The following is a 25,840-nucleotide window of genomic DNA, read 5'->3' on the forward strand; positions in this document are numbered from 1 at the left end:
TACCTCCAACCACTCTCCGGCGCGCCGGAGCTTTCTTCAGTCCTGCTATACTCTACCCTGAAAGACTTGCCTCCAGCGGCTAATCCCGCGGGTAATTCACCTGCATAATATCCATGAACGGAACCTTGATAATTTCTTCGTTATATCGCAGGTGCACCTTACCGGTACGCGAATCCATCTCCACAATCACTCCGCGAACCTGTTCTTCCTTCCCCCAGACCGTCAGCAGAATCTCGGAATCCTCCTGTTTCGCCTCGACCAGCTGATTGCCCAGCTCTTCCAGCACGAATTCGTCGCGGGTTGGACGTTTTGCTACTTTTGCCTTCGCCACACTATGCCTCCAGTAAGCCATTACAAATTTATGATACTTCCGGGTGTAAATGCTCCCGTATATTATAACACGACCTTTACCCCAGGTTTACAAAATAATACCGGTCTCTGCAGCCAATTTTCGCTATCCCCCGGATACTGCCCTTTACTCTTTATTCAAAAGCGCTGCCCCCGCGATCCCGGGATGGGTCATTTCATACGGATCGAGGATCAGATTCAGCTCTTCCTCACTGAGTACATTATATTTCAGGCATAAAGCGCGCACGGATTCGCCGGTCAGAATCGCTTCTCTGGCAATACGCGACACCACTTCATAGCCCAGATGCGGGTTCACCGCAGTAATGATGCCGACGCTCTGCTCGACTTCCCGCTGCAGCTTCTCCTTATTGGCCACGATGCCCGCCAGGCAGTAGTCCGTGAACACCTTGAAGGAATTGTTCATAATGCTGATCGACTGGATCAGATTGAATACCAGCACCGGCTCCATAACGTTCAACTCGAGTTGGCCCGCCTGGGCGGCGAGACAGATCGTATGATCATTGCCGATGACCTGAAAAGCGACCTGATTGATTACCTCGGCCATCACCGGATTCACCTTGCCGGGCATGATCGAAGATCCGGGCTGGCGGGCCGGAAGCGTAATTTCATTAAAGCCGGAGCGCGGACCGGAGGCCATCAGCCGCAGGTCATTGGCGATTTTGGACATGTTCATCATGCAGACCTTCAGCGCTGCCGAAACCTCGGTGTAGGCATCGGTATTCTGCGTAGCATCCACCAGATGCTCAGCACTCACCAGCGGTAATCCGCTGATCTCGGCCAGGAGTTCTACCACCCGCGCGATATAACGCGGCTCCGCATTCAGTCCGGTACCGACCGCCGTTGCCCCCATGTTAACCTGATAGAGATGATGCCGCGTATGCTCGATCCGCTGAATATCACGCTCCAGCACCCGGCTATACGCCTCGAATTCCTGGCCCAGACGGATCGGCACCGCATCCTGAAGATGGGTCCGTCCCATTTTGATAACCGGATCGAATTCTGCCGCCTTCAGCACAAATACGCCATGCATGCTCCGCATAGTCACCAGCAGCTGCTCCAGCAGAGAGAGCGTGGCAATATGAATCGCCGTCGGAAAAGCATCGTTCGTGGACTGTGCCATATTCACATGCGTGTTGGGACTAAGCTGCAGATAATCGCCTTTGGCCCGGCCCAGCAGCTCCAGCGCGCGGTTCGCAATCACTTCATTCGCATTCATATTCAGCGAGGTGCCGGCCCCGCCTTGAATCGGGTCTACGATGAACTGGTCATGCCACTTCCCGGCAATCACCTCATCCGCCGCCGCAACGATAACATCACCCAATCCTTTGTAGAGTCTGCCGATTTCCATATTGGCCAGTGCTGCAGATTTTTTGACAATGCCCATAGCTTTAATCAGCTCCTGATGCACCCGGTACCCGGTTATCGGGAAATTCTCTACTGCACGCAGCGTCTGTATCCCGTAGTAGGCGTGTTTCTCCACCTGTTTGCTCCCTAAGAAATCCTTCTCCAGCCGGTACTCTATCTCTGTCATATTGCTCCCCCCATGTCCTGTAGTCGATGATCGGCTTTCCCAATAGTTATCTTATTCTTTCCTTTGATCTACTAAGATATTACCATTCTTAACATATCATGCTCCAGCCCATCTTGATAGCGAAGCTGGCTGCAGACAGCGCAAAAGAACCCGGCAGACGCTTCAGCATCCCCGGGTCCTCTATATATTCATTAATTATTTACAAGCTTAGACAGAATAACTGTCAAAAGAAACCGGTTTGCCGTTAATCTCTGCTTTTACCTCTGTCAGGCCATTATCTGTGCTTAGCTGCAGATGCGCTTTGCTGATCAGAGAGATATATTCCGCGGACAGAATTTCTCCCGCTCCAAACTTTGGTGCCCGCTGTGCGGCGGCTGCGGCAAACTCATCAAGCCCGCTTATTCCCAGCTCCGCAGCCTGGCTAACGCTTAGCGCTTCAACAACGACTCCGCCCGGCATCCCTGCGGAGATCACCTCGAGATAATCCGGGCGTTCCAGCAGCTCATAGCCATGCGATAAGTAGACGGCAAAATACACATTGCCTACATAACCGAACAGTGCCGACGGCTGCTTGATCCATTCCCCTTTCGGAAGCACACCTACTATTGCAGTGGCCTCCCCCTCGGGTACCGGGAACAGGGACATGACGGTGTTCTTATGATACAAGACTTCCATATAAGGGCTTTGGTGACGCGGATCGCCCGCGTTATACCCCTGGCCCGGATGGAAGAAGTACAGCCGGTTCACGCCTTCGGCTGCACCCACACGGAGCGAATACGCCCAGCGCAGCTGCTCATTGTCGAACTCCTCTACCCGCTCCCACATGCCGCCTGCCGCATAATCCTCTGTGATGTAGGCATAGGAATGGAGCGGCGGCTGGCGGTCCGGATCACCGGCAACCACCTTCTCGGTTTGCTTCTTGACCTCTACCGCTGCCTCGCGGTTCAGTGCATTCGAACGCACCTGCTCCGGCGCTTCATAGAACAGGAAACCGGCATATTCGGTGCGCGGCATCTCCGCCGGCAGCTTGAAGTCTCCGAACTGCACATAGTCGTGCAGCACATTGCCGTCAGCCGGCACATCATGCGGCCAGCCTCTGGAATGGGCACCAGCCCAGGCGCCCTGCAGGTACCACTGGCTCCGCTCGTTCCAGAGATAATCCAGCATCTCGCCAAGCGTATGCTTAATGCCGCTGTCTGTCTCCAGCTCCCAAGCACAGGTGAACGCCTGCACCCAGTGCCAGAACCACGGGAGGCTGCCGTACTCCGGCATTCCTCTCTCCCGGATATGCGCCAGTGTGATGTCCAGACTGCGCTGTCCGTCTTCCAGCAGCTCGTCATCCTCGAAGAAGCTGCCGAAGATCAGCTTGGCTGCCGTATATTTCGCTTCATGGTGGCCGAACGTCGTTACCGGCTTACGGAAGAAGCTGCTGCGGTACACATGACCGATGGCCGTGTGGAAGGCAATACGCAGCCCCGCGCTGAACTGGCTGGAATATTGCTTGCAGAACCAGACCATCAGGCTGCCCATGATCTCCACCGGCAGCTCATGCGGCGGCGCTTCTCTGGGCTGCGGATTCAAGCCCAGCGGCCAGTGGCCATAGAGTTCTGTACCGGGCTGGCGGTTCTGCAGCAGAACCGTTTCCAGCATGACAGCTTCCGCCCTCCTTTTCGCTTCCTCCTTATCGAAAGGCAGCTCCAGGCTATCATCTACCGCAGCGGCAAATAAATAAGAAGCATAATAGAAGTTATTCCGCACATCATCATGGAACCAGAGGCCGCTCGCAAGCAGCGGACGCCGCTCCGCCTCCAGTGCGATTGAATAGATAATTTCCTGCTGGCGTATTTTATAAGAAGTCTGATCCTGAAGCCTGTCTGCCATTTCCCTCACCCTCCAATATACATTTTCTGTATCACGAGCCCCTAATCCGGGAGTCATGCCCGCGTGTGTATACATAGAACAACTATCCCTCTTCTATTAGGTATACTCCACCCTGGGAACTTACTGCTTTCCAGCTCTATTGTGCACGCTTTCAGTTCAGATGGCAATCTCTAAAACCAACAAACAAACTAAAATAAACGTACTAAAAAAGATTATCTCTTGCCAAATGAACGTAAATGGATTAAATTGTACCTATACGAACGAAAATACATTTTTCTTAAGGAGATTGAATATTCAATGGAAAGACGTTTTGCATCACATCCGAATGAAGTTAAGCAGTTTGACACTGAGCGCCTGCGCAAGGAGTTCCACATTCCGGTTATTTTTGCTCCGGATGAACTGAAGCTTGTCCTGACCCATGAAGACCGCATGATCGTTGGCGGGGCTAATCCGGTCAATGAGGATGTTGTACTTACAACGGACCTTAAGGAGCTTGGAGTGACTTACTTCCTGGAACGCCGTGAGCTGGGTATTATCAATGTCGGCGGCAAAGGTTCGGTTGTTGTAGACGGAACTGAATATGAAGTTGACTTCAAGGAATGCCTGTATGTAGGCCAAGGCTCCAAGGATGTTATTTTCAAAAGCGCGGATAGCGCCAAACCGGCAAAATTCTACCTGAATTCCGCTCCGGCTCACCAGTCCTACCCTACTACCAAGACCACGCTGGCTGAATCCGAATCCGGAGCCATGGGCGGACTTGAGAATTCCAACGAACGTACGATTCACCGCTTCATTCACACGAACGGCGTGCAGAGCGCACAGCTTGTTATGGGAATGACTCAGCTGAAACCGGGCAGCATGTGGAACACCATGCCATCCCACACTCACCCGCGCCGGATGGAAGCATACTTCTACTTCGATCTGCCGGATGATTCTATCGTCTTCCACCTGATGGGCGAGCCTACAGAAACCCGCCACATTGTAATGCACAATGAACAGGCTGTCATTTCCCCAAGCTGGTCCATTCACAGCGGCGTGGGTACACATAACTACACCTTCATCTGGAGTATGGCCGGAGATAATAAACGTTACGACGATATGGACCCCGTAGGCATGAAAGAATTACAATAGAAGCAAATCAACTACGGAAAGATGAGGCAGGCGGATGAACCCGATACGGCGACACGAGATGATTATGGAAGTTATGCTGAACCAGAAGGATGTAACAGTGAACGAGCTGAGCGACAAGCTCCAGGTAACGGGAAAAACAATCCGCGAGGACTTAAGCAAGCTGGAGGAACAAGGACTGATCATGCGTGTACACGGCGGAGCTGTGCTGGCACAGAGCGATCAATTCGGGATTCTGCCCTCCAAAGACCCGCTGGATAAGTATTCCGAGGAGAAATCGGAGATTGCCCTGCGTGCGCTGGCACATATCGCCAAGGATGACATCATTGCACTCGACGGCGGGAGCACCACGCTTGAGATTGCCCGGCGGCTGGAGAATATGCCCCTGACGGTCATTACCAACGATGTGTATATCATCAGCGAGCTGGTTCCCAAAGACAACATACGTCTGGTCGTTCCCGGAGGTTACCGTGTCCGCAATATGCTGGCCGGCCCTGAAGCTGTCTCCTATGTACAGAAGCTTAATATTCAAAAAGCCTTTCTCTCGGCGACAGCCGTTCATATTGAGCATGGCCTGTCCATCTATACCGGAGATTTAATCGATTTCAAACAAGCCCTAGTATCCACAGCCCGCCAGGTATTCGCCGCTTGCGATCATCACAAATTCGGGCACACCGCTCTGCGCACCTTTGCTTCACTGCAGGAAGTCGATGTGCTGCTTACAGACAGCGGGCTTGCGCCCGAGACGGTGGAGCTGTTCCGCAAGGCAGGCGTCAACATCGAGTGCGGGTAGTATAAATACCATTTAAGCCCTATAAGCGATACTCAATTATGCAACTTAAAGGAGAGAATTATAATATGTCATCATTATTCAGTTTGGCAGGTAAAACAGCAATCGTAACGGGTGCCGCACAGGGTCTTGGACAAGGGATCGCCCTTGCCTTCGCAGAGGCTGGCGCAGATGTAATTTCCGCTTCCCTTAATGGAAGTGAAGAAACTGTTGCAGCAGCTGAAGCTTTTGGCGTCAAGGCACTCAGCATCGCTACTGACCTGAGCGATCACTCCAAGCTTCAGGGCATGTTCGACGAAGCTGTTGCCTTCACAGGCAAAGTAGACATCCTCGTGAACTGCGCGGGTATGATCCGCCGTACTCCAGCCAAGGATCACAGCGAAAAAGACTGGTTTGACGTTATCAACCTCAACCAGAACACTGTATTCCTGCTGTCCCAGATCGCCGGCCGCCACTTCCTCGAAAGAGGCAACGGTAAAATCATCAACATCTGCTCCATGCTCTCCTACCAGGGCGGCATTAACGTACCAGGCTACACTGCAAGTAAGCATGCCGTAGCAGGTCTGACTAAAGCTTTCGCTAACGAATGGGCTGGTTCCGGCCTGAACATCAACGCCATCGCTCCAGGATACATGGCTACTGAGAACACAGCTCCAATCCGTGCGGATCAGAGCCGTTCCGATTCAATCCTTGACCGCATTCCAGCCGGACGCTGGGGAACTGCTGAAGATGTTAAGGGCCCTGCTGTATTCCTGGCATCCGCGGCTTCCGATTACCTGAACGGACATATCCTTAATGTAGACGGCGGATGGCTGGCCAGATAATTCCGGCTTGGAATTTTTGAATAACAGCACCATGAATTGATTCGGCTTGCTCCAATTATAGAGATAATAAGCGCCGTATATACAAACTGAGCGCGTATAGATAGAATTGTTCATAGTTTAGCGGAGGCTGTTCAGAGCAGCTGCTAAACACATCAAACCCCGGATGCTTCTTAGGCACCGGGGTTCTTTGTATGCTCAATCCGCCCCAGCCCTTATCGGAACACGATGAACTCGTCAGGATTCGCACGAATGTAACCGGCGATGATCCGCAGACTATGTGGGGTAAGCTCCTGATATTGTGCATACAGGGTGGCTACGGCTTCTTGCAGCTCCGGGTCCGCTTCCAAATCTGTAATTGCCGCTTCGTCCCAGCCCGTGCCTGCACGCAGGTTCCTCGCCTCGAACAGCTCTTTCGATTCCTCCAGCAGATGAATCAGCGGAGCATCTTCAAAAAACTGCAATCCCTCCAGCACACCGCTCCAGTATCCCGGCTGATCCAGCAGATAACTGAGCCACCCGTAGTATTCTTCTGCGGACTTAGAGCTATGGTCATACAGAATCCGGAACATACAGAGTGCCCTCTGTCCCCTGCTAAGCTGTGCGATTGCTTCATTCTTCACCGCCGGAGATTTGGCGCGGATCTTCATGAACGTGGGTTCCATGCAGGCATAGCCGAGCTGTTCATCGCTTAGCGAGTAGAATGTAGTACGCTCCATGGGTACTGGCTGCATTATTCGTCCTCCCTGACAGTCAAGAATATAGAGCATGCCTGAACAATGGCTAAATACAAGAAATGCAGGATAAGTATCCCTATGAAGATTAGTCCGGTAACCGGCGTCGGCTCGTCCTCATGTACTGTCATAGGAAAGAGCGCAGCGAACAGGTAGACGAATAAACTGAAATAGGCAAACCAGAGCAGACTCGTAATCATAGCTATTCTCCGGTTGCCCAGTATTCGCCGGGTTACATACACGATCAGAAATCCGGTCAGCAAAAAGCCTGCGATATTGATTAGCGTGACCGTACGCTCAACCTTCCCGTACTCCCATCCGGTGATGCGGCTAATCCTCAGTGCATTTCCAATCAGCTCAATGGCTGCAAAGACCGGCAGAGCCAAGATGATGCTAGCCAGATTTAGCTTAACCAAATATTTCATCGTTCTCCTCCTGTGCCGTACCTTCCCTCTACTATACCTTCATTTGGATATTACTGTATTTCTGTATCTATGGTAAGCTGTAAAAAATATAATCGTCAAGACCCGTTGCATTCCGCATCCTGCTTTGACGCAATTGGTGAAGGAGCTTATGTATGAGCGAAGAGATACTGACTACTTTTGATGAGCAAGGCAATATAACCGGAACCGCTCCCCGCGATGAGGTACACCGCCACGGTCTCTGGCACGAGACCTTTCACTGCTGGTTTGTCCGTCAGGCTGACAATGGGCTGATGATCTACCTCCAGTTGCGCAGCCGGCACAAAAGAGATTATGCCGGACTGCTCGATATCACTGCCGCCGGCCATCTGATGGCTGATGAGACGGTGGAGGATGGGGTCCGGGAGGTACAGGAGGAGCTGGGCCTTAGGCTTGCTTTTGACGAATTAAAACCTTTGGGGATTATCCCCTACCAGATGGATACAGCCGGGTTTATGGACCGGGAGCGGGCGAATGTTTTTGTTTACGAGAACAATTATGCTCTCAGTGACTTCTCGCTGCAGCAGGAAGAGGTAGCAGGGATCGTCCAGGCCCGCTTCGCCGAGTTCCGCAGCTTCATCGCTGGGGCAAGCAGCACTCTACATGTGCAAGGCTTCCGGGTAACCGATGACGGTGAACGGGCCGAAATTAATGAGCAGGTTGATCTCTCGCAGCTCGTCCCGCATGAGACTGCTTATTATTTGCGGGTGATTGAGGGTATTGAAGCTCTTTACAGCAGTGAATGACGTCCAGATTTCAAAGCTATTTGCTTACTCAGCTGCTTCCACGGCAAAATGTCAGGCGTAATGCTCAAACTAAATCCTTTAGATAGATTTAAAACATTTATTTTTCGTCGAACGAATTGATTCCTGGCATTACGTGGATAAACAGCATCTGCTTCACTGCAAATTGGAGACTTATCATATCATTCAAAAAGGCAGAACCCGATTTTTAGCGGGTCCTGCCTTTTTTTAACTCATTGCTTACATTTTCAGCAAATTATACCTTTGCAGTCGGGCGTTTCAGCATAACCAGCCCGTTGACCGGCAGCTTCAGCTCTGCAGGTGCAGCAGCACCGGATTCGAGGTCCGTATACACCTGACCATCCAGCGTTACCACTTGCTCGCTGCCGCTGAAATTCTGCACAAATACATAATCATGCTCGCCGTCACTGCGCAGCTGAGCCGTTACTCCTGTAGGAAGCTCGGTGTTCAGGGAGCGGCTGATACGTTCTTTTCCGGCAATGGCAGCATACAGATCCACATAGAACTGCGGGTCCTTCACACGTGTGGCCAGATGATAGGCTTTGCCAGCCCCCAGCTTATTCACGGTCAGTGCCGGACGTCCGGCGTAGAAGTCGCTGCGGTAATGGCCCAGCGCTTCTGCACCCTCCAGATGAATCAGCTCAGCGATTTCATGCGCATCATAGTCTCCGGTCAGCTTCAGGGTGTTGCCAGGGTCCATCACGAGGCCGTTCAGATCGCGGCTGTGCAGTCCTTCTGTCTCTTCTGCCCAGATTCCCAGGGTTCTGCGCAGCGGGCCAGGGAAGCCGCCGAGATGGCACAGGTCGGTCTCGCCAACGACTCCCGACCAATAGGTAGCCAGGAATGTGCCGCCCTGCTCCACGTACTTCTCAATCCGTTTGCCATTTTCTTCGCTGATCAGGTACAGCATTGGCGCAATGACCAGCTTGTAGCCGGACAGATCATCACCGGAGCCGACAACATCCACCGGAATCCCCAGCTCCCACAGTCCGCGGTAATGCTGAAGCACGGTCTCTTCATATTTCAGTCCGGAATTGCGGATACCCTGGGCATCCTTAACTGCCCAGCGGTTGTCCCAGTCGAACAGGATGGCTGTTTCGGCAGGAGTGGTTGTACCCACTACATCCGTTAATCCTGCCAGCGTACGGCCAACCTCAGCTACATCTCTGAATACACGGGTCTCCGCATGTCCGCTGTGATCGACAACTGCGCCGTGGAACTTCTCGCTGGAGCCGCGGCTTTTGCGCCACTGGAAGTATTGCACGGAGTCTGAACCATGGGCTACCGCCTGCAGGGAGGACAGCTTGTGCATACCCGGACGCTTCAGCTTGCTGACAATCTGCCAGTTCGTGAGCGAAGGTGTGCTTTCCATCAGCAGGAACGGTTTCTTTTTGAAGCTGCGGTACATATCGTGGTGCATCGCCGTCCAGGCCGCCAGCCGGGCATCATCATCGTCCTCGGTATATCCCCAGTCCGGATAAGCATCCCAGGAGACAACATCAAGGATCTTCGCCAGGTTACGATAATCAATACCGTCGATCATATGCATGTTGGTCGTCACCGGCAGTTCAGGATTGAAGCTGCGCACCGAGTCAATCTCATGCTGGCAGAAGTTAATCGTCTGGTCACTTACGAAACGGCGCCAGTCCAGGTTAAGACCATGCACCTGAGTCTCTCCGTGCGGAGCCGGGGATTCAATCTGTTCCCAGGAGGTGTACGTATGGCTCCAGAATGTGGCCCACCAGGCATGATTCAGCTCGTCCAGACTTCCCTTATATTTAACCTTGAGCCAATCTCTGAAGGCATTCTGACAGTAATCACAGTGGCATTCGCCGCCGAATTCATTGGAGATATGCCAGCCGATGACTGCAGGGTGATGAGCGTAACGCTCAGCCAGCTTGGAGTTCATCAGCGCGGTTTTTTCGCGGTAGACCGGTGAAGTGAAGCAGTGATTATGGCGGACCCCATGCAGATTGCGCACCCGGTTCCGTTCTACCCGCAATACCTCAGGATATTTCTCCGACATCCAGGCCGGACGTGCTCCGCTTGGCGTAGCCAGGAAGGCATAAATTCCATTATCCTTAAAAGTATCCAGCAGCTGATCGAGCCAATCGAAGGTGAATACTCCTTCTTCACGCTCCAGCGATACCCAGGAGAAAATCCCCACGGACATTACATTGCAGCCTGCCAGCTTCATCATCCGGATATCTTCTTTCAGCACCTCAGGGTATTTCAGCCATTGCTCGGGATTATAGTCGGCACCATGCAGCATTACAGGAGCCTTGCTGCTGATTGCAGGAACTTTGCTGTTCATATTATTACATTCATCCTCTCGTATAGGGTTCGATGTTAGAATGGGACTTTTCACTGATATAAGTTCTTCGTCAGCTCTATCCCTTTAGCTTGTAACCGTTTATACTATTTATAATAAAGGATAATCAGTTGCCAATGGTAGTATAATAATAGCGTTTCCATAGCACAAAATGAATATGAGGTGTTTACATGCTCCCCTTCTCCCTGATCGAAATGCCGCGCGACCTGAATGCGTTCCCCTTATACCCTTATTCGGTCGGCCGCCATATCCAGTATCACCATGTGCGTCCGGCCGGATTCCCGGTGCACCAGATATTCCTGATCCGCAGCGGCAGCGGACGGTTCCGCGACCTTGAGAGCGGCACTGAGACGGTGCTGACGCCGGGAATGGCCTATGCTTTTCCACCCGACCGCGGGCACGAGTATTATCCGTTGTCACATGAGCCGTGGCATGTAGGTTTCATCGGCTTCCATGGAAGCCAGTCAGCATCTGTGCTGGAGGGACTCGGCCTGCTGCCGTCTGCGCTGTTCCATCCTGAACGGTTCGAGGATTGCTGGGATATGATCGGCGGAATCTGGCATACGGTAAACGGAAATAGCACCAGCCGCCAGGAGGAGCAGTCGATGCAGGATCTGTCGGTGACTCTCTATAGGCTGCTGCTGATGCTGCGCAGGAGCGAATGCTCCGCCGGTACGGCGACCCGCCTGGAGAACGAAAATGTACGCAACGAAGCTCTGAATAAGGCCGTCAGCCTGATCAACGAGCATTTCACGGAGCCGCTGCTGATTACGAATCTGGCCGCTGCCGTCGGTTATTCTGTCCAGCATTTCCAGCGTCTGTTCCTGCAGGAATACGGCGTGACCCCGCATAAATATCTGCAGAACCTGCGGCTGCAGCGCGCCGTACAGATGATCACCGAGGACCCTGAGCGTCCTGTGCAGGATATCGCCCTCAACCTTGGGATGGACACCAATTATTTCATCCGCGTTTTCCGCAAGGCGCACGGGGTGACTCCGGGGTTAATGCGGAGCCAGCTGCATGGGAGTGCAGAGTGAGCAACGTATCCGTGCTCCATCCGTTACGCCAAACTGCATAAGACGTCCAGCACCCCCAAACGTATGAAGAATAGTCAGCTCAACTGTGACTCGAAGGTGTGCTTGGGAGGATGAGGGGGGGTTATTTTCACGGACGAGTTCAGCCTGCTAATACTTAAACCAAATGCTCCACACAGTTGTACAGCAGGCAATCCCAGTTATTATTGATTTTGGTGAGCAGAGTTAGCGAAGCATTATCTATGTAAGTGGTGGTGAACACTTGCGGCAGCAGATGCTGGAGCGTTAAGCCGATTAAGGCGCCGTGGCTGACAACGAGTACTTTTTTATCCGGATAGCGGGTATACAGCTCCTCCAGAAAAAAAACGCCTCTGTGTGATACATCCTCTGCCTTCTCCATTCCGAGCTCCAGGCTGCGCCATTCCGGCCCCCATCTCCCTAACCATTCTGCCTCATTTAACCCTTCCAGCTGTCCGCAATCCATTTCACATATCCGTTCGTCAATCAGGTGCTCCCCTATCCCTGCAGCAGCAGCAATAATCTCTGCGGTCTCCCTGGACCGGCACAAGTGGCTGGAAATCATGAGGTCCCACGGTTCTTTACTCAGCCGTCCGGCAAGTCTAACCGCCTGTTCTCTGCCTTCCCCGTTAAGCGGGATATCCGCCAGTCCCTGCGCCCTTCCTGCGATATTCCATTCTGTAATCCCATGCCTGATTAAACCGATTGTTGCCACTCGAATGAACCTCCATCGTCATCGTCTTTTGTTCACTGCAATTTAAATCACCAAAATCTCTCGTTAGCTGTGGCAGAGCGGATTGAGTTACTTACTCAATTTTGCATGGGGCACTATTGTTGTACGAATTGCAACTTTAATCCCTTAATATCCGGGTGTTCAAGCGAATTGTTGTACGAAATACAAGAATTGTCCCGCTCAGCCGCTTGGAGGTCGGGAAATCCTGCTTTTTATACAACAATTTCCGATTGGGGCCGAAATAATGAGGAGAATGTTGTATTATGTGCAGGATTATCCAAAAGTCACCGGTTCGCCGGATCTCCACCACTACCAGCTAGTTAACCAGTGAATTATGGCAACAGCAGCACCCCTAAGTAACCTTAAGCCCAAAGATCACCAAAGTCACAGCTGATTCTTATGTAAATCTCCTAATAAGTTCAGTTTATCCCGCTGCAAAAAAAGACAGCCGCAAGCCAGCCTCCTCCTAAGAAGTCCTGACCGCAGCTGTCTGTCTGCATTTACCCTATCTAAACCGCCGTAAACTGGCTATTATACAAGCGGGCGTAATACCCACCGCTCCTCACCAGCTCCTCATGCGTTCCGCTCTCGACAATGTCGCCGTCCTTCATGAACAGAATCAGGTCCGACTCACGGATCGTGGACAGCCGGTGGGCAATCACGAAGCTGGTACGGCCGTAGATCATCGCCAGAAAAGCCTTCTGAATCCGCACCTCCGTCAGCGTATCAATACTGCTCGTGGCCTCATCCAGAATAAGCATCGGCGGATCAACGAGCATCACACGGGCGATGGTAAGCAGCTGCTTCTGGCCTTGGGAGAGATTATCTCCCGAGCCGCTTATTTTCGTATTATAGCCCTCGGGCAGACGTTTGATGAAGCTGTGCGCATTCGCGGCTTTGGCTGCGGCAATGACTTCAGCCTCCGACGCTTCCGGCTTGCCGTAAGCGATATTGTCGCGGATGGAGCCCCCATATAACCAGGTGTCCTGCAGCACCATCCCGAAGTTACGCCGCAGACTGTCCCGGGTAATCGAAGTAATGTCCGTACCGTCAATCCGGATGGTGCCGCTGTCGACTTCATAGAAGCGCATCAGCAGGTTGACCAGTGTGGTCTTCCCCGCTCCGGTCTGGCCGACAATCGCCACGCGTGTACCCGGCTTCACCTCCAGACTGAAGTTCCGGATCAGCGGCCGTTCCGGGGTATAGGCAAAGCTCACCTTGTCGAAGGTAATCGTGCCTTGGCTTCCCGTCATCACTACAGCACCCGGAGCATCCGGAGTCTCCTGCGGCAGATCCAGAATGTTGAAAATACGCTGCGCCGATGCCGTCGCCGACTGCAGCTGGGTAATGACCCCGGTAATCTCATTGAACGGCTTCGCGAACAGATTCGAATAGATCAGGAAGCTGGACAAATCCCCGACGGAAAAATGTCCCCCGATCACAAGCGCACTGCCGATCATCGCGATCACCGAGAATGTGATGTTGTTTACAAGTCGTGTAGTCGGATTAGATAAAGAGCCGTAGAATTGTGATTTGATCCCTGTCTTGTACAGCTCATTATTCCGCTCTGCGAAGCCTGCAAAAGAGCGGTCCTCATAGTGATAGGCCTGCACTACCTTTTGTCCGCCGACAAGTTCCTCCACATAACCGTTGAGCCCGCCGAGGATTTTGGCCTGCTCCCGGAACATCTGCTGCGAACGCATTGTAATGAAACGGGCAACGAAGAAGGTCGCCGGTGCAGACAACAGTACCACCAGCGTCATCACAGGGCTGATATAGAGCATTAGCCCGATAGCCCCGGCAATGGTCACGATCCCCGTCAGCAGCGTGGAGAAGCCCTGCAGCAGCCCGTCAGAGACAGCATCCATATCATTCACGAACCGGCTGATGCTGTCGCCTTGCGGATGATTATCATGGAATTTCAACGGCAGCGCGTCCAGCTTGTCAAACAGCTCGCGGCGGAGATCATAGACTGTCCGGTAGGCGAGCTTATTCGTATAATAGGTGAGCAGCCAGCCGAAGAAGCTGCCAACCAGATATACGGCTCCCAGGATCAGCAGCAGGCGGAAAATCCCCGGGAAGTTCACCTGATCCGGCCCGATCATATGGTCAACCGCGCGGCCGATCAGCAGCGGTCCGATCAGGCTGGCAATCACACTCAGAATGGCGCAGATGACTGCCCCGACGGTTATCTTCCGGTATTGGCTTGTATATCTAAACAGCCGTTTCCAGGTCGTTGTACTGTTCATTGTACGGCCTCCTCGCTTGAGAGCTGGGACATGCAGATTTCCTGATAGACCCCGCAGCTCTCCAGCAATTCTTCATGGCTGCCGATACCGGCAATCCGCCCTTCATCGAAGACAATAATCTGATCCGCCTGTCTTACGGTACTCACCCGCTGGGATACAAGCAGAACTGTCATATCTCCGCTGTTCTTGTTCAGTGCACGGCGCAAAGCTGCATCCGTGGCAAAATCCAGCGCACTGGAGGAATCATCCAGAATGAGTATAGGCGGACGCCCTACAACCGCCCGTGCAATCGTCAGCCGCTGCTTCTGTCCTCCGGACAAATTATGTCCTCCGCGTGCGACAAGGGTATCCAGTCCCTCCGGCAGCTTGGCAATGAACTCTTCCGCCTGGGCCACCGCTGCTGCGGACATAATCTCTTCCCGGGTTGCAGAGGCCTTGCCCCAGCGGATGTTATCGGCAATCGATCCAGTGAACAGCATCGCCTTCTGCGGCACAATACCAATTCTGCTCCGCAGCTGCTCCAGCCGGTATTGCCGCACATTCACACCTTCGACGAGAATTTCACCCTCTACTGCATCATAGAACCGCGGAATGAGGTTCACGAAGGTCGATTTACCGGAGCCGGTACTGCCGATCAGTCCGACCGTCTCTCCCCGGTGAATGTCGACCGTGATATTCTCCAGCGCAAGCTCACCGGTTGTGTTATACCCGAACGAAACATTGCGGAAGGAGATCACCGGCGCTGAATCATCACGCTTGGCCGCCGGCGCATCTGCCGCAACCTCGGCAACCGATGCCGTCATTGCCAGCACCTCGTTGACACGGTTGGCAGATGACGAAGCTTTGGTGAACAGAATAACGAGATTGGATACCACAATCAACGCTAGCAGGATCTGGGTCACATAGTTGATGAATGCAATAATCTCCCCCTGTGACAGCCGTCCGGCATCGATATGAATGCCGCCCGCCCACAGAATGGCGATAATCGCTGCATTAACCACTAGCGTGGTCATCGGGCCCAGCCAAGCGGATATCCGTCCGACCCGGATTGCGGTCTGTGTCAAATCCTCCGAAGCTTCATTGAAGCGCTGCTTCTCCCGGCGGCTCTCTGCGAAGGCGCGGATGACCCGGATACCAGACAGATTCTCGCTGAGCACCAGTGCCAGACGGTCCAGCTTCGCCTGATATTTGCGGTAGAGCGGCGAGCTGCGCGTAATGATGAAATACAGAATGACACCGAATACCGGAGTAGCCGCAATCAAGATCAGCGACAGCCGGAAATCCAGAATCATCGACATGATGATCGCCCCGATGCAGATGAACGGAGCACGGATAACCAGCCGGATCAGCATGGCTACGGCCAGCTGGAGCTGATTGACATCATTCGTGATCCGGTTGATCAGCGATGGCGTGCCGATAATATCAAGCTCTGCGTAGGATAACGATGAAATATGCTTGAACATTTTGTTGCGCAGCGATGTGCCGAAGCCCTGTGACGCGCGCGCTGCGTAATATTGGCAGATCATAGAGCAGCCGAAGCCGAGGATGGCCATCAGCACCATCAGGGAGCCCATGCGGTAGACATAGGCGCTGTCCTGCCTGCCAATTCCGTTGTTGATAATCAGGGCTACAATCGTCGGCAGCAGCAGCTCCAGAATCGCCTCCAGCAGCTTGAAGATCGGCCCGATGATCACTTCTTTCCTGTAAGGCTTTAGATAAACAGCAATTTTGAACACAGTAATCCTCACCTAACCTACGTAGTATGTATTCACTCTTGAAAAAAACAAAAGACCCGTTATGATTATGTCATACCTGCTTACATATTAATAATATTGGTTTCGTATCTTTGCCATATGAATTTCATATGGAATGTGATTGAAGACGCGGAACGGGAGGCTGTAATAACATGGATATCCGCCAATTGAAATATTTCCTGGCGATTGCCGAGGAAGGTCAAATCACCTCAGCCGCCAGGAAGCTGCAAATGGCCCAGCCGCCGCTCAGCCAGCAGCTTAAGCTGCTGGAGGAGGAGCTAGGGGTCAAGCTGGTTGAACGCGGTCCGCGCAGCATCCAGTTAACCGATGCGGGGATTATTTTGCGTAACCGGGCACAGCAAATTCTTGAATTAACGGATTCGACCACGAGAGAAATCAATGATTTTGCCAAAGGACTGAAGGGCAGCCTCTCGATCGGCACTGTCTCCTCTTCCGGAGCCACCCTGCTGCATGACCGGCTGGGCGAATTCCACAAGAACTATCTGGGCGTTACTTTTGAAATTCATGAAGGCAATACATTTATGATCATCGATCTGCTGAACAAAGGCATCGTCGAAATCGGCATTATCCGCACCCCTTTTAATTCCAGCAATCTTGAATGTCTGTATCTCAATTCTGAGCCGATGATTGCCGTTATGACCCCCGATTATGACTGGAATTCAAGCGAAGCAGCTATTTCACTCGGAGAGCTTCAGCATATGCCGCTTATCATTTACCGCCGGTTTGAGCAGCTCATTCGTGAGACCTGCCTGGAGCATGGGTTTGAACCGCAAATTTTCTGCATGAACGATGATGCGCGGACCACTCTGCTCTGGGCCAACGCCGGACTTGGCATCGGGATTATTCCCAAATCAGCTTTTGAGCTGGCGAATCACGGCAATCTGATCTATAAGGAGATCCGGTGTGAAGAGCTGCATACCCGTGTAGCCGCCGTCTGGATTAAGGACAAGTATTTGTCGTCGCTGGCTACCAAGTTTATCGAGACCTTCCGGGCACGCTGAACCCTGAACATAACATTCCCGCTCGCGCAGCAGTGCAGTTATCCGGCCCGGACATTCTGGAGGATGTCCAATTCCTGCTTTCTTCATCCTGTCTTTCAGGCCGCTCCACCCTGCATCACGCTGGCAGAATCCGGGATTCTGACGTTTCACACCGCATGGACTAAATGTTGTACTTCTTACAACTTGGCTACCTGGCTACCTGGGTGTTCAGACAGATTGTTGTAAGAAATACAAGAATTGTCCCGCTAATACGCCCGGTGGAGCATAAATGCTGCCTTTTATACAACAATCTTGAATTATATCCGGGATTATAGTGGAATTGTTGTATTTTGGGCAGGATTTTATAAGTGATAGTTTTAAGTTCCGCTTATTTAAGACTAATCAATCCGGAGGAGTGAAGCTAATGCTTCCCACAAAGAGATCATTAGTCACAATGGTTATTTCCACTGTAATATTTTACTCTTCAGGAATTGCAGCTGGAGATATTTCAGACTTGATCAGTAAGGAAGAAGCTGCAGTAACCGTTCTCGACAAAGAGCGATTGAATTCACTGGGAATACAACTTAATCCGCCAACATCAAGTAATATGGTAATTACAAAGAAACAAGCTATTTCCTTAGCTCACAAGAGTGCACCAAAGTTTGCATCTGAGGCAAAAGAGGTTGTTATAGAATATCAGCTGATGACCTATCCATATTTGACTGCATTCTCAGAACAGGCACTGAGTAAGAATGTACAACTAAGACGTGAAGGTTATTTAAATAAACCCCCCGTCTATATCGTGAACTTCAAAGGTATTCAGGGTACCGGCCATGCTGCAAGAGGGCAAAAGGTGCCAACGTATAAAGAATTCAATGTTGTAATCGATGCCAGCAGCGGTGAAACTTTATTTTCATTTACTTACAAATAAATAAAAAAACACCCCGCACTGGTCTGACCAGTAGCGGGGTATTCTTGTATCGCAGGTCCACTGGCTGGCGCGAACGCCGGTTTAGACCATGATTTTGCAAATATCGTTCGTGAACTGCACCGGATCGTTAACCTGCAGACCTTCGATCAAGAGCGCCTGGTTATACAAGAGGTTAGTGTAAAGACCCAGCTTCTCCTTGTCGCCTTCGGCAGCAGCCTTCAGCGATTTGAAGACATCATGGTGAATGTTGATTTCCAGCACCTTGTCCGCTTGTACATCCTGGCCGCCGTTAGGCATAGCCTTGAGGATTTTCTCCATCTCGATCGTCAGCTCGCCTTCTGTAGATAGGCAGACCGGATGGGATTTCAGCCGCTTGGATGCTTTGACTGCCTTCACTTTGCCGGACAGGATGCCCTGCATCGCTTCGAACAATCCCTTGTTCTCATTCTCTTCCGCTTCAGAAGGCTTGTCCTCGGCACTTTCTTCGATCCCCAAGTCACCGCTGGAGACGTTCTTGAATTCCTTCTCTTTGTAGGACATGATCATCTTGATTGCGAATTCATCGATATCGTCCGTGAAGTAGAGGATTTCGTAACCCTTGTCCAGCACCATCTCCGTCTGCGGCAGCTTCTCGATGCGTTCCACCGATTCACCGGAGGCATAGTAGATAAACTTCTGGTCTTCCGGCATTCTTTCCACATATTCAGCCAGCGTAACCAGCTTCTTCTCCTTGGAGGAGTGGAACATCAGCAGGTCCTGCAGCGTTTCTTTTTCCATACCATAGTCGTTATAGACCCCGAACTTCAGCTGTCTGCCAAAAGACTTGTAGAACGTCTCATATTTCTCACGCTCATCCTTCAGCAGGCTCAGGAGCTGGCTCTTGATCTTGCTCTTAATGTTCTTCGCAATCAGCGTCAGCTGGCGGTCATGCTGCAGCAGCTCACGGGAGATGTTCAGCGACAGATCCTCGGAATCCACCATCCCCTTGACAAAGCTGAAGTAGTCCGGCAGCAGATCTCCGCATTTGTTCATAATCAGCACGCCGTTGGAGTAGAGCTCCAGGCCTTTTTCATATTCCTTGGTGTAGTAGTCGAACGGCGTATTCTCCGGAATGAACAGGATTGCGTTATAGACCACAGCGCCGTCGGCACTGATATGAATATGCTTCAGCGGCTTATCGAAGCCGTAGCGTTTCTCCGCATAGAAGTTGTTGTAGTCTTCTTCCGTCAGCTCGTTTTTGTTCTTGCGCCAGATCGGCACCATGCTGTTCACGGTCTGCTCTTCAATAACATCGACGAATTCATTCTCGGCGTCCTCTTTAGGCTGTCTGCCGGTAATGTCCATCTTGATCGGGAAGCGAATGAAGTCCGAATATTTCTTGATGATCGACTTCAGGCGGTACTCTTCCAGGAACTCATCGTAGTTATCGTCTTCGGTGTTCTCTTTGATCTTCAGCGTAATTTCGGTTCCGACAGCATCCTTCTCACAAGGCTCAATCGTGTAACCGTCCGCACCCTGGGATTCCCATTTGAACGCCTGGTCGCTGCCCAGCGCTTTACTGATCACCGTAACATCGTCAGCCACCATGAATGCGGAATAGAAACCTACCCCGAATTGTCCGATGATGTTGTGTCCGTCCTTGGCTTCATTATCCTTCTTAAAAGCAAACGAGCCGCTGTTCGCGATAATCCCCAGATTGTTCTCCAGCTCTTCCTGCGTCATCCCGATTCCGGTATCGGAAATGGTTAACGTACGGCTTGCCTTATCGGCGGTCACTTTAATGTAGTAATCCTCTTTATTGAACACCAGGCCTTCGTCGGCCAGTGCTTTGTAATAGATTTTGTCGATGGCATCGCTTGCATTCGAAATCAGTTCCCGCAGAAAAATCTCCCGCTGTGTATAGATGGAGTTAATCATCATTTCCAGCAGTCTTTTGGATTCGGCTTTAAACTCTTTTTTGGCCATGAATAAATAAATCTCCTTTCAAAAATAACCTTCGGATTGCGGATCATGGTTTAGCACTCCACTCACCTGAGTGCTAACACTACCTTTTATATACCATATTCTCGTTTTTGATGTCAATATCTTGCTGCATACAGAGGTCCGCTCAAAAAAGAAATGAATTCTATTTTAGTCCATGTTAGCATTCGAAATGTACTCATTACAGCGAAAGAAAGGACAATGAAACGATGAAAATCCAGCTCGAAACGTTTCCTGTAACACGCATTGCTTATGTGCGCCAGACAGGTCCCTATGGTCCCGGTAACAGTAAGGCTATGGAGGCCTTAAAGGAATGGGCGCAGGCACACCGGCTGCTTACCGGATCAGCCATCCTCTTCGGAATTCCGCAGGACAACCCGGACACCACCCTGCCTGAACATTGCAGATATGATGCCTGTATCAGCGTACCGGAGAATGCCCAAGCAGATAAGTCTATTAATTACGGTGAAATTCCCGGCGGGACCTATGCGATTGTTACTATACAACATACGGCTGAGGCAGTTCAAAAAGCATGGACGGAGATCCTCCCCTCCCTCTACGGCAGCGGACATCTGCTCGATTACCAGCGGCCGGTTATGGAGAGATATACAGGTGATATGATCAGCAATCATCTTTGCCAGTTATGTTTTCCTGTGCACTAATTTAGAAGCCGAGTTTTCCTTCATGGAAGCAGTAATAGGTGCGCGCCTGAAGTGCTTTTAACCGTTCCAAAGACTCTTTTGCACTCGCCAGCTCCAGACAGTATTGCGGATTCGCGACAGCCAGTTCATTCTCCTCGTTCACTGCCGCGTCACCTGTAATTACACTGCTTAGCTCAGGGAAATACAAAGAAATATGACCAGACGTATGCCCCGGGGTGGCAATGACTTGGCACTTACCATTCAGAATCCATTCGCCCTCCCGGACGGTCTGATTCACCGGAACATGCCGCAAATTCTTCAATAGCTGTACAAAGTCTTCACCGGACGCCTGCTCTTCTTCAGGCATGTCCACTAGCAGTGCTTCTGCCTGGATCAGACGCTCAGATTTCACCAGGCCTGAGATGGATGGGGTCTCCACTTCGCTCGCAATGACCGTAACTGACGGGTATTTCTCCACGAACTCGTACAAGGCGCCGATATGGTCATCGTCGTAATGGGTGATAATGATATTTTTCAGATTCAAGGGGTCGTACCCCAGCTCCAGGATCTTCTTCTCTATCAAAGGCATGAAAGTTGGATAACCGGTATCGACCAGGGTTAACTCTTCCCCGGATACAATGAGGCTCGGATAAATGTAATAGGGCTGTCCTTCATACTCAAACTGAATAGGTAGCTCAATAATGTCCATATGATCCTCCGCGTGTCTATATTAGAACATTGCATACTTCGCTTACTCAGGCTTCCACCCTCACAGCACTACGGCTTTAGCCTTCGCATCCTCCCGCAGCATCTGGATCAGTGACTGGAGCGGCAGCGACTTCCACTTCTTCGGATGGAGCAGGAGCTGCAGATCGAAATGAATCTCCGGATGGGCAAAAGACAGCTCGGCGAGATTCCCCCGCTCGATCTCCTCCTCAGCCACAATTCTCGGCAGCAGCGCGATGCCCAGGCCGTTGCGTACACAACGCTTGATCGCTTCCAGATTCGACAGCTCAAAACCGATCCGGAACACAATCCCGTGCTCCCGGAGCAGGTTCTCGAACAGGCTGCGGTAGATACAGCTCTCCTCGGAGACGATCAGCTCGCAGTTGTTGAGGTCCTGCAGCGTCACCTGCGCCAGGCTTGCCAGCGGATGGCTGGCAGGTGCCACGAGGACGAGCGGCTCTTCCCGGATGATTGTACGCTCAAGCAGGGTGTCTGCCGTGCTGCGGTCCAGGAGGAGGCCGATATCGACCTCGCCGTCCCTGATTTTGGAGATCAGATTGGCCTCCTGCTCCGTTTGCAGATGAATGTTCAGTCCGGGGAACATGGTCCGCAGCTGCTGCAGGAACGGCGGCAAATAAAAGGCGGCTAGTGAATCAATCGTCCCGATCGTCAGCGTCCCGCCAATCTGCTGGGCGATCGTTTCTTTGGAGCGGTCGTACAGATCTAGAATCTCCACAAACAGCTTCAGCAGCTCTTCCCCCGGCGGAGTCAGGCGCAAGGCACGGCCATGCCGTTCGATCAGCGGTACGCCGTATTCCTTCTCGATCTTTTGAATCTGCATCGTTACACTGGACTGGGCATAGCCCAGTTCTTCAGCCGCACGGGTGAAGCTCTGCCGCTTCGCGACCTCGCGGAAGGTCCGCATATAGGTTAAGTCCATATCATCACCCTAACATCAATATTATTGATAACCTTCATCATTTATTATAGCTAACGACGATGCAATAATCCATGGTACAGTAGGATAAAAGGATTTTACAATTTTGGAGGACGATATTCATGTTAACAGAAGAACAGATTTATGGAATCTATGTTCCCGTGGTAACCCCGTTCCACGCCGCCGGCGAGATTGATCTGGAGTCGTATCAGCGGTATGTGAACAACATCATCAAGAACAGTATTCATGGTCTGGTCGTTAATGGAACCACTGGAGAATCGCCGACAGTCAACATACAGGAATTGCATACACTCGTGGATGCATCACGTGAGCTTTTGAAGAATACTTCCATCCCGCTCGTGGTTGGCACGGGTACCAATGATACGATGTCCACTGTCACCCGCACAGAGCTTGCTGCCAACTCAGGTGCCGATGCCGCATTGGTTGTCGTCCCATATTACAGCCGTCCTTCGCAGGAAGGCATTATCGCCCATTTCCGCAAGGCAGCTGAGGTCGGCCTTCCGATCATCGCCTACGATATTCCCGGCCGCGCCGGAGTAGGCATGTCCGTAGACACCGCCCGTACGATCCTGGAGATGAACAACGTTGTCGGGTTAAAAGACTGCTCCGGCTCTCCGGTGCTGGTCTCCGAGCTGTCCCGCCACGGCTCCAAGCCCGTGCTCTGCGGCGATGACTTGAACTTCTTCGATATGCTGGGCTGCGGAGCCGCCGGTGGCATGCTGGCCTCGGCCAATGTACATACTGCCTCCTATCTCAGCATCTACGAGCAGTACAGAGCCGGCCAGGTTGAGGCCGCCCGGGCTGCCTTTGATCAGCTCGTACCGCTGATGAAGCTGCTGTTCAAGGAATCCAACCCGGCGCCGATCAAATGGCTGCTCAGTGCACGCGGCGAGATCTCCTCCGACACGCTCCGCCTGCCGATGACCTCCATCAGCCCTGCGCTGCGCGAAGAGCTGGGTGCTTATCTCGCCGGGTAACTTCTTCTGCTCATTATAGTAACAATAAAGGCGACATCGGCGAAACCGCCGCTTCTCAGTCAGGGACTGGAAAGCGGCGGTTTTTGCGTGCTCTTCTACTAAAGTAACGATTGACGAGTAAGTAATGTTTTACGAGACGCTTCCTTATAATTTCTCAATACGCAATTGGTGAAGGGAATATGGCTAAAGTATGCAGAAAACCACGAACGGTAGAGTAAACGAACCAATTGTATACGATAAACCGAATACATTGCGCATCCGCAAAGGTTTTACCTCAAATCAAATAAAACAGCCTCCCAAGGGAAGGCTGCAGTTTATCTTTACATTATTCATCTCAAAAAGTTATTGAGATCTGCCTGCTTTGGCCGCAGGACGGTTGCCAGGTCTGTTGCCGGACTGGCTGGAACGGCCGTATTGGCCTCCAGCCGGCTTGTTGCTCTGGTTGCCGCCTGGACGGGCGGCAGATCTTTCGCCCGGCTGGCTGCCGGAGCCTGCTCTGTTGCCGGACTCGCCAGCAGGCCGGCTGCTGCCAGCTCCGCTGCCCGCATAGCTATTGCCTGATGCGCTTTTCGCTCCGCTGCCTGCATAACCACTGCCCGACGCGCTTTTCGCTCCGCTGCCCGCATAGCCACTGCCCGACGCGCTTTTCGCTCCGCCGTTACCGCCGCCCTGCTTGCCTTGCGAGAACCATTCCGATTTCGGCTTGCGTGCCGGATTCGTTTTGGCTTTCTGCGACGGTTTGGCTGGTGCTTTGCCTGGACGGTCTGCCAGCAATGCCAGATTGCTCTTGGACATCGGATAAGCATGATCCTTCACTTCCGGAATCACCTTGCCGATCAGCTTCTGGATATCCTTCAGGTATGGAATTTCCTCAGCTTCGCACAGCGAGATGGCAACTCCGCTCATTCCCGCACGGCCGGTCCGGCCAATACGGTGAACATAGGTTTCCGGAATATTCGGCAGGTTGAAGTTGATGACATGAGACAGCTCATCAATATCAATTCCGCGGGCGGCGATATCTGTAGCCACCAGCACGCGTGTCGCGCCGCTCTTGAAGTTTCTCAGCGCATTCTGGCGGTCATTCTGCGATTTGTTGCCGTGAATGGCCTGAGCGGTAATATTGATCCGGGTCAGATCGCGGGTTACCCGGTCAGCTCCGCGTTTGGTGCGGGTGAAGACGAGCGCCGACACGATCGAAGGATCCTGCAGCAGACGGTTCAGCTGATTCTGCTTATTGCCGTTCTCCAGCAAATAAATCGATTGCTCGATTCTGTCTACGGTCGAAGATACCGGAGTAATCTCAATTTTCACCGGGTCCACCAGCAATGTCTTCACCAGCTGGGAGATCTCCGTCGGCATCGTTGCCGAGAAGAACAGCGTTTGCTTCTTGGCCGGCATCTTGGCAATAATCCGCTTCACGTCATGAATGAAGCCCATGTCCAGCATGCGGTCTGCTTCATCCAGCACAAGAATCTGCACATGCTGCAGATCCACATGTCTCTGGCTGATCAGATCGATCAGTCTGCCCGGTGTAGCAATCAGAATATCTGCACCCTGGCTAAGCGCCCGTTCCTGGGCCTTCTGGGATACCCCTCCGACAATCGCTGTCGAGCGGATCGTAGTGAACTTGCTGTACGCCTGAATATTCTCGGAGATCTGTAGAGCTAGCTCTCTGGTCGGGGTCAGAATCAGGGAACGGATACGTTTCGCTCCGCCGGTTCTGGCCGGCTGCTGGCTGAGCAGCTGAATAATCGGCAATGAAAAAGCTGCGGTTTTTCCGGTACCCGTCTGGGCACAGCCCAGAATATCTCTGCCGGCCAAGGCCGCAGGGATGGATTCCTCCTGAATTGGAGTCGGGGATGTATAGTTTTCCAGGCTCAGTGCCTTGAGAATCGGGGGAATCAAGTTCAAATCGTTAAATGTCATTTTATCTCCTTAATTTTGAGTACATATATTTAGCAAGTCATTAATCACAATCACTGTATATACCTTCTGCGGCGTCTCCACATAGCGCTCGTCAAAGTCAT

22 protein-coding genes are annotated in these 25,840 nt (G+C 52.0%); 9 read left to right on the top strand and 13 right to left on the bottom strand.

Going from position 1 to position 25,840, the window contains the following annotated elements; genetic code table 11:
• Positions 1 to 79: 79 nt before the first annotated feature.
• From GC101_RS02945 to GC101_RS02955, 3 genes are all read right to left on the bottom strand, one after another.
• Positions 80 to 331 carry a YolD-like family protein gene (locus tag GC101_RS02945; protein ID WP_039294685.1) on the bottom strand — a complete coding sequence of 84 codons (252 nt, stop codon included), beginning with the start codon at positions 329 to 331 and terminating at the stop codon, positions 80 to 82.
• Between the two features lie 144 nt (positions 332 to 475).
• Positions 476 to 1,900, bottom strand: a complete 1,425-nt coding sequence (gene aspA, locus GC101_RS02950; protein ID WP_171716032.1) for an aspartate ammonia-lyase — start codon at positions 1,898 to 1,900, stop codon at positions 476 to 478.
• Positions 1,901 to 2,107: 207 nt separating this feature from the next.
• Positions 2,108 to 3,781 carry a hypothetical protein gene (locus GC101_RS02955; RefSeq protein ID WP_171716033.1) on the bottom strand — a complete coding sequence of 558 codons (1,674 nt, stop codon included), beginning with the start codon at positions 3,779 to 3,781 and terminating at the stop codon, positions 2,108 to 2,110.
• Between the two features lie 297 nt (positions 3,782 to 4,078).
• Here GC101_RS02955 and kduI point away from each other — a divergent pair, with 297 nt between their 5' ends.
• From kduI to kduD, 3 genes are all read left to right on the top strand, one after another.
• Complete coding sequence (gene kduI, locus GC101_RS02960) at positions 4,079 to 4,912, top strand: 5-dehydro-4-deoxy-D-glucuronate isomerase (RefSeq protein ID WP_039294695.1); 834 nt, start codon at positions 4,079 to 4,081, stop codon at positions 4,910 to 4,912.
• Positions 4,913 to 4,946: 34 nt separating this feature from the next.
• Positions 4,947 to 5,702, top strand: coding sequence for a DeoR/GlpR family DNA-binding transcription regulator (locus GC101_RS02965; RefSeq protein ID WP_039294698.1), 756 nt, complete (start codon positions 4,947 to 4,949; stop codon positions 5,700 to 5,702).
• A gap of 65 nt (positions 5,703 to 5,767) precedes the next feature.
• Positions 5,768 to 6,523 carry a 2-dehydro-3-deoxy-D-gluconate 5-dehydrogenase KduD gene (kduD, locus tag GC101_RS02970; protein WP_042138045.1) on the top strand — a complete coding sequence of 252 codons (756 nt, stop codon included), beginning with the start codon at positions 5,768 to 5,770 and terminating at the stop codon, positions 6,521 to 6,523.
• A gap of 212 nt (positions 6,524 to 6,735) precedes the next feature.
• Here the strand turns inward: kduD and GC101_RS02975 are convergent, their stop codons facing one another.
• Together GC101_RS02975 and GC101_RS02980 are read right to left on the bottom strand one after the other, a co-directional pair.
• A complete protein-coding gene (locus GC101_RS02975; protein WP_171716034.1) occupies positions 6,736 to 7,254 on the bottom strand; it encodes a hypothetical protein in 519 nt (172 codons plus the stop codon).
• Positions 7,254 to 7,679 (bottom strand): hypothetical protein, encoded by a 426-nt coding sequence (locus GC101_RS02980; RefSeq protein ID WP_171716035.1) that lies wholly within the window; start codon positions 7,677 to 7,679, stop codon positions 7,254 to 7,256. Before GC101_RS02980 ends, GC101_RS02975 begins: the two co-directional genes overlap by 1 nt.
• 152 nt (positions 7,680 to 7,831) lie before the next feature.
• Between GC101_RS02980 and GC101_RS02985 the strand changes: the two genes are divergently transcribed.
• Positions 7,832 to 8,461, top strand: coding sequence for an NUDIX hydrolase (locus GC101_RS02985; RefSeq protein WP_171716036.1), 630 nt, complete (start codon positions 7,832 to 7,834; stop codon positions 8,459 to 8,461).
• 253 nt (positions 8,462 to 8,714) lie between these two features.
• Here the strand turns inward: GC101_RS02985 and GC101_RS02990 are convergent, their stop codons facing one another.
• Positions 8,715 to 10,793 (bottom strand): beta-galactosidase, encoded by a 2,079-nt coding sequence (locus tag GC101_RS02990; RefSeq protein ID WP_171716037.1) that lies wholly within the window; start codon positions 10,791 to 10,793, stop codon positions 8,715 to 8,717.
• Between the two features lie 188 nt (positions 10,794 to 10,981).
• Here GC101_RS02990 and GC101_RS02995 point away from each other — a divergent pair, with 188 nt between their 5' ends.
• Positions 10,982 to 11,848, top strand: a complete 867-nt coding sequence (locus GC101_RS02995; protein WP_171716038.1) for an AraC family transcriptional regulator — start codon at positions 10,982 to 10,984, stop codon at positions 11,846 to 11,848.
• 154 nt (positions 11,849 to 12,002) lie between these two features.
• On the opposite strand, the gene GC101_RS03000 is transcribed toward GC101_RS02995, so the two are convergent.
• From GC101_RS03000 to GC101_RS03010, 3 genes are all read right to left on the bottom strand, one after another.
• On the bottom strand, positions 12,003 to 12,578 hold the full coding sequence (locus GC101_RS03000) for a histidine phosphatase family protein (RefSeq protein ID WP_171716039.1): 576 nt from the start codon (positions 12,576 to 12,578) through the stop codon (positions 12,003 to 12,005).
• A gap of 527 nt (positions 12,579 to 13,105) precedes the next feature.
• Positions 13,106 to 14,845: an ABC transporter ATP-binding protein gene (locus GC101_RS03005; protein ID WP_171716040.1), complete on the bottom strand. Its 1,740-nt coding sequence runs from the start codon at positions 14,843 to 14,845 to the stop codon at positions 13,106 to 13,108.
• A complete protein-coding gene (locus GC101_RS03010; protein WP_171716041.1) occupies positions 14,842 to 16,581 on the bottom strand; it encodes an ABC transporter transmembrane domain-containing protein in 1,740 nt (579 codons plus the stop codon). The genes GC101_RS03005 and GC101_RS03010 overlap by 4 nt, the downstream gene beginning before the upstream one ends.
• Before the next feature lie 170 nt (positions 16,582 to 16,751).
• On the opposite strand from GC101_RS03010, the gene GC101_RS03015 reads away from it, so the two are divergent.
• Together GC101_RS03015 and GC101_RS03020 are read left to right on the top strand one after the other, a co-directional pair.
• On the top strand, positions 16,752 to 17,621 hold the full coding sequence (locus tag GC101_RS03015) for a LysR family transcriptional regulator (RefSeq protein WP_171716042.1): 870 nt from the start codon (positions 16,752 to 16,754) through the stop codon (positions 17,619 to 17,621).
• A gap of 403 nt (positions 17,622 to 18,024) precedes the next feature.
• Complete coding sequence (locus tag GC101_RS03020) at positions 18,025 to 18,531, top strand: hypothetical protein (protein ID WP_171716043.1); 507 nt, start codon at positions 18,025 to 18,027, stop codon at positions 18,529 to 18,531.
• Between the two features lie 81 nt (positions 18,532 to 18,612).
• On the opposite strand, the gene htpG is transcribed toward GC101_RS03020, so the two are convergent.
• Complete coding sequence (gene htpG, locus GC101_RS03025; RefSeq protein ID WP_042138064.1) at positions 18,613 to 20,496, bottom strand: molecular chaperone HtpG; 1,884 nt, start codon at positions 20,494 to 20,496, stop codon at positions 18,613 to 18,615.
• Positions 20,497 to 20,720: 224 nt separating this feature from the next.
• Here htpG and GC101_RS03030 point away from each other — a divergent pair, with 224 nt between their 5' ends.
• On the top strand, positions 20,721 to 21,173 hold the full coding sequence (locus GC101_RS03030; RefSeq protein ID WP_171716044.1) for an AraC family transcriptional regulator: 453 nt from the start codon (positions 20,721 to 20,723) through the stop codon (positions 21,171 to 21,173).
• 1 nt (position 21,174) lies between these two features.
• Here the strand turns inward: GC101_RS03030 and GC101_RS03035 are convergent, their stop codons facing one another.
• Positions 21,175 to 21,861, bottom strand: coding sequence for an MBL fold metallo-hydrolase (locus GC101_RS03035; protein ID WP_171716045.1), 687 nt, complete (start codon positions 21,859 to 21,861; stop codon positions 21,175 to 21,177).
• A gap of 60 nt (positions 21,862 to 21,921) precedes the next feature.
• A complete protein-coding gene (locus tag GC101_RS03040) occupies positions 21,922 to 22,818 on the bottom strand; it encodes a LysR family transcriptional regulator (RefSeq protein ID WP_171716046.1) in 897 nt (298 codons plus the stop codon).
• 119 nt (positions 22,819 to 22,937) lie between these two features.
• Between GC101_RS03040 and dapA the strand changes: the two genes are divergently transcribed.
• On the top strand, positions 22,938 to 23,813 hold the full coding sequence (dapA, locus tag GC101_RS03045) for a 4-hydroxy-tetrahydrodipicolinate synthase (RefSeq protein WP_171716047.1): 876 nt from the start codon (positions 22,938 to 22,940) through the stop codon (positions 23,811 to 23,813).
• Positions 23,814 to 24,155: 342 nt separating this feature from the next.
• On the opposite strand, the gene GC101_RS03050 is transcribed toward dapA, so the two are convergent.
• Positions 24,156 to 25,739, bottom strand: coding sequence for a DEAD/DEAH box helicase (locus GC101_RS03050; RefSeq protein ID WP_171716048.1), 1,584 nt, complete (start codon positions 25,737 to 25,739; stop codon positions 24,156 to 24,158).
• Positions 25,740 to 25,840: the final 101 nt, after the last annotated feature.

The sequence above is a fragment of the Paenibacillus phytohabitans genome (genome assembly GCF_013141775.1).
Taxonomy (GTDB): Bacteria; Bacillota; Bacilli; order Paenibacillales; family Paenibacillaceae; genus Paenibacillus_AQ; species Paenibacillus_AQ phytohabitans.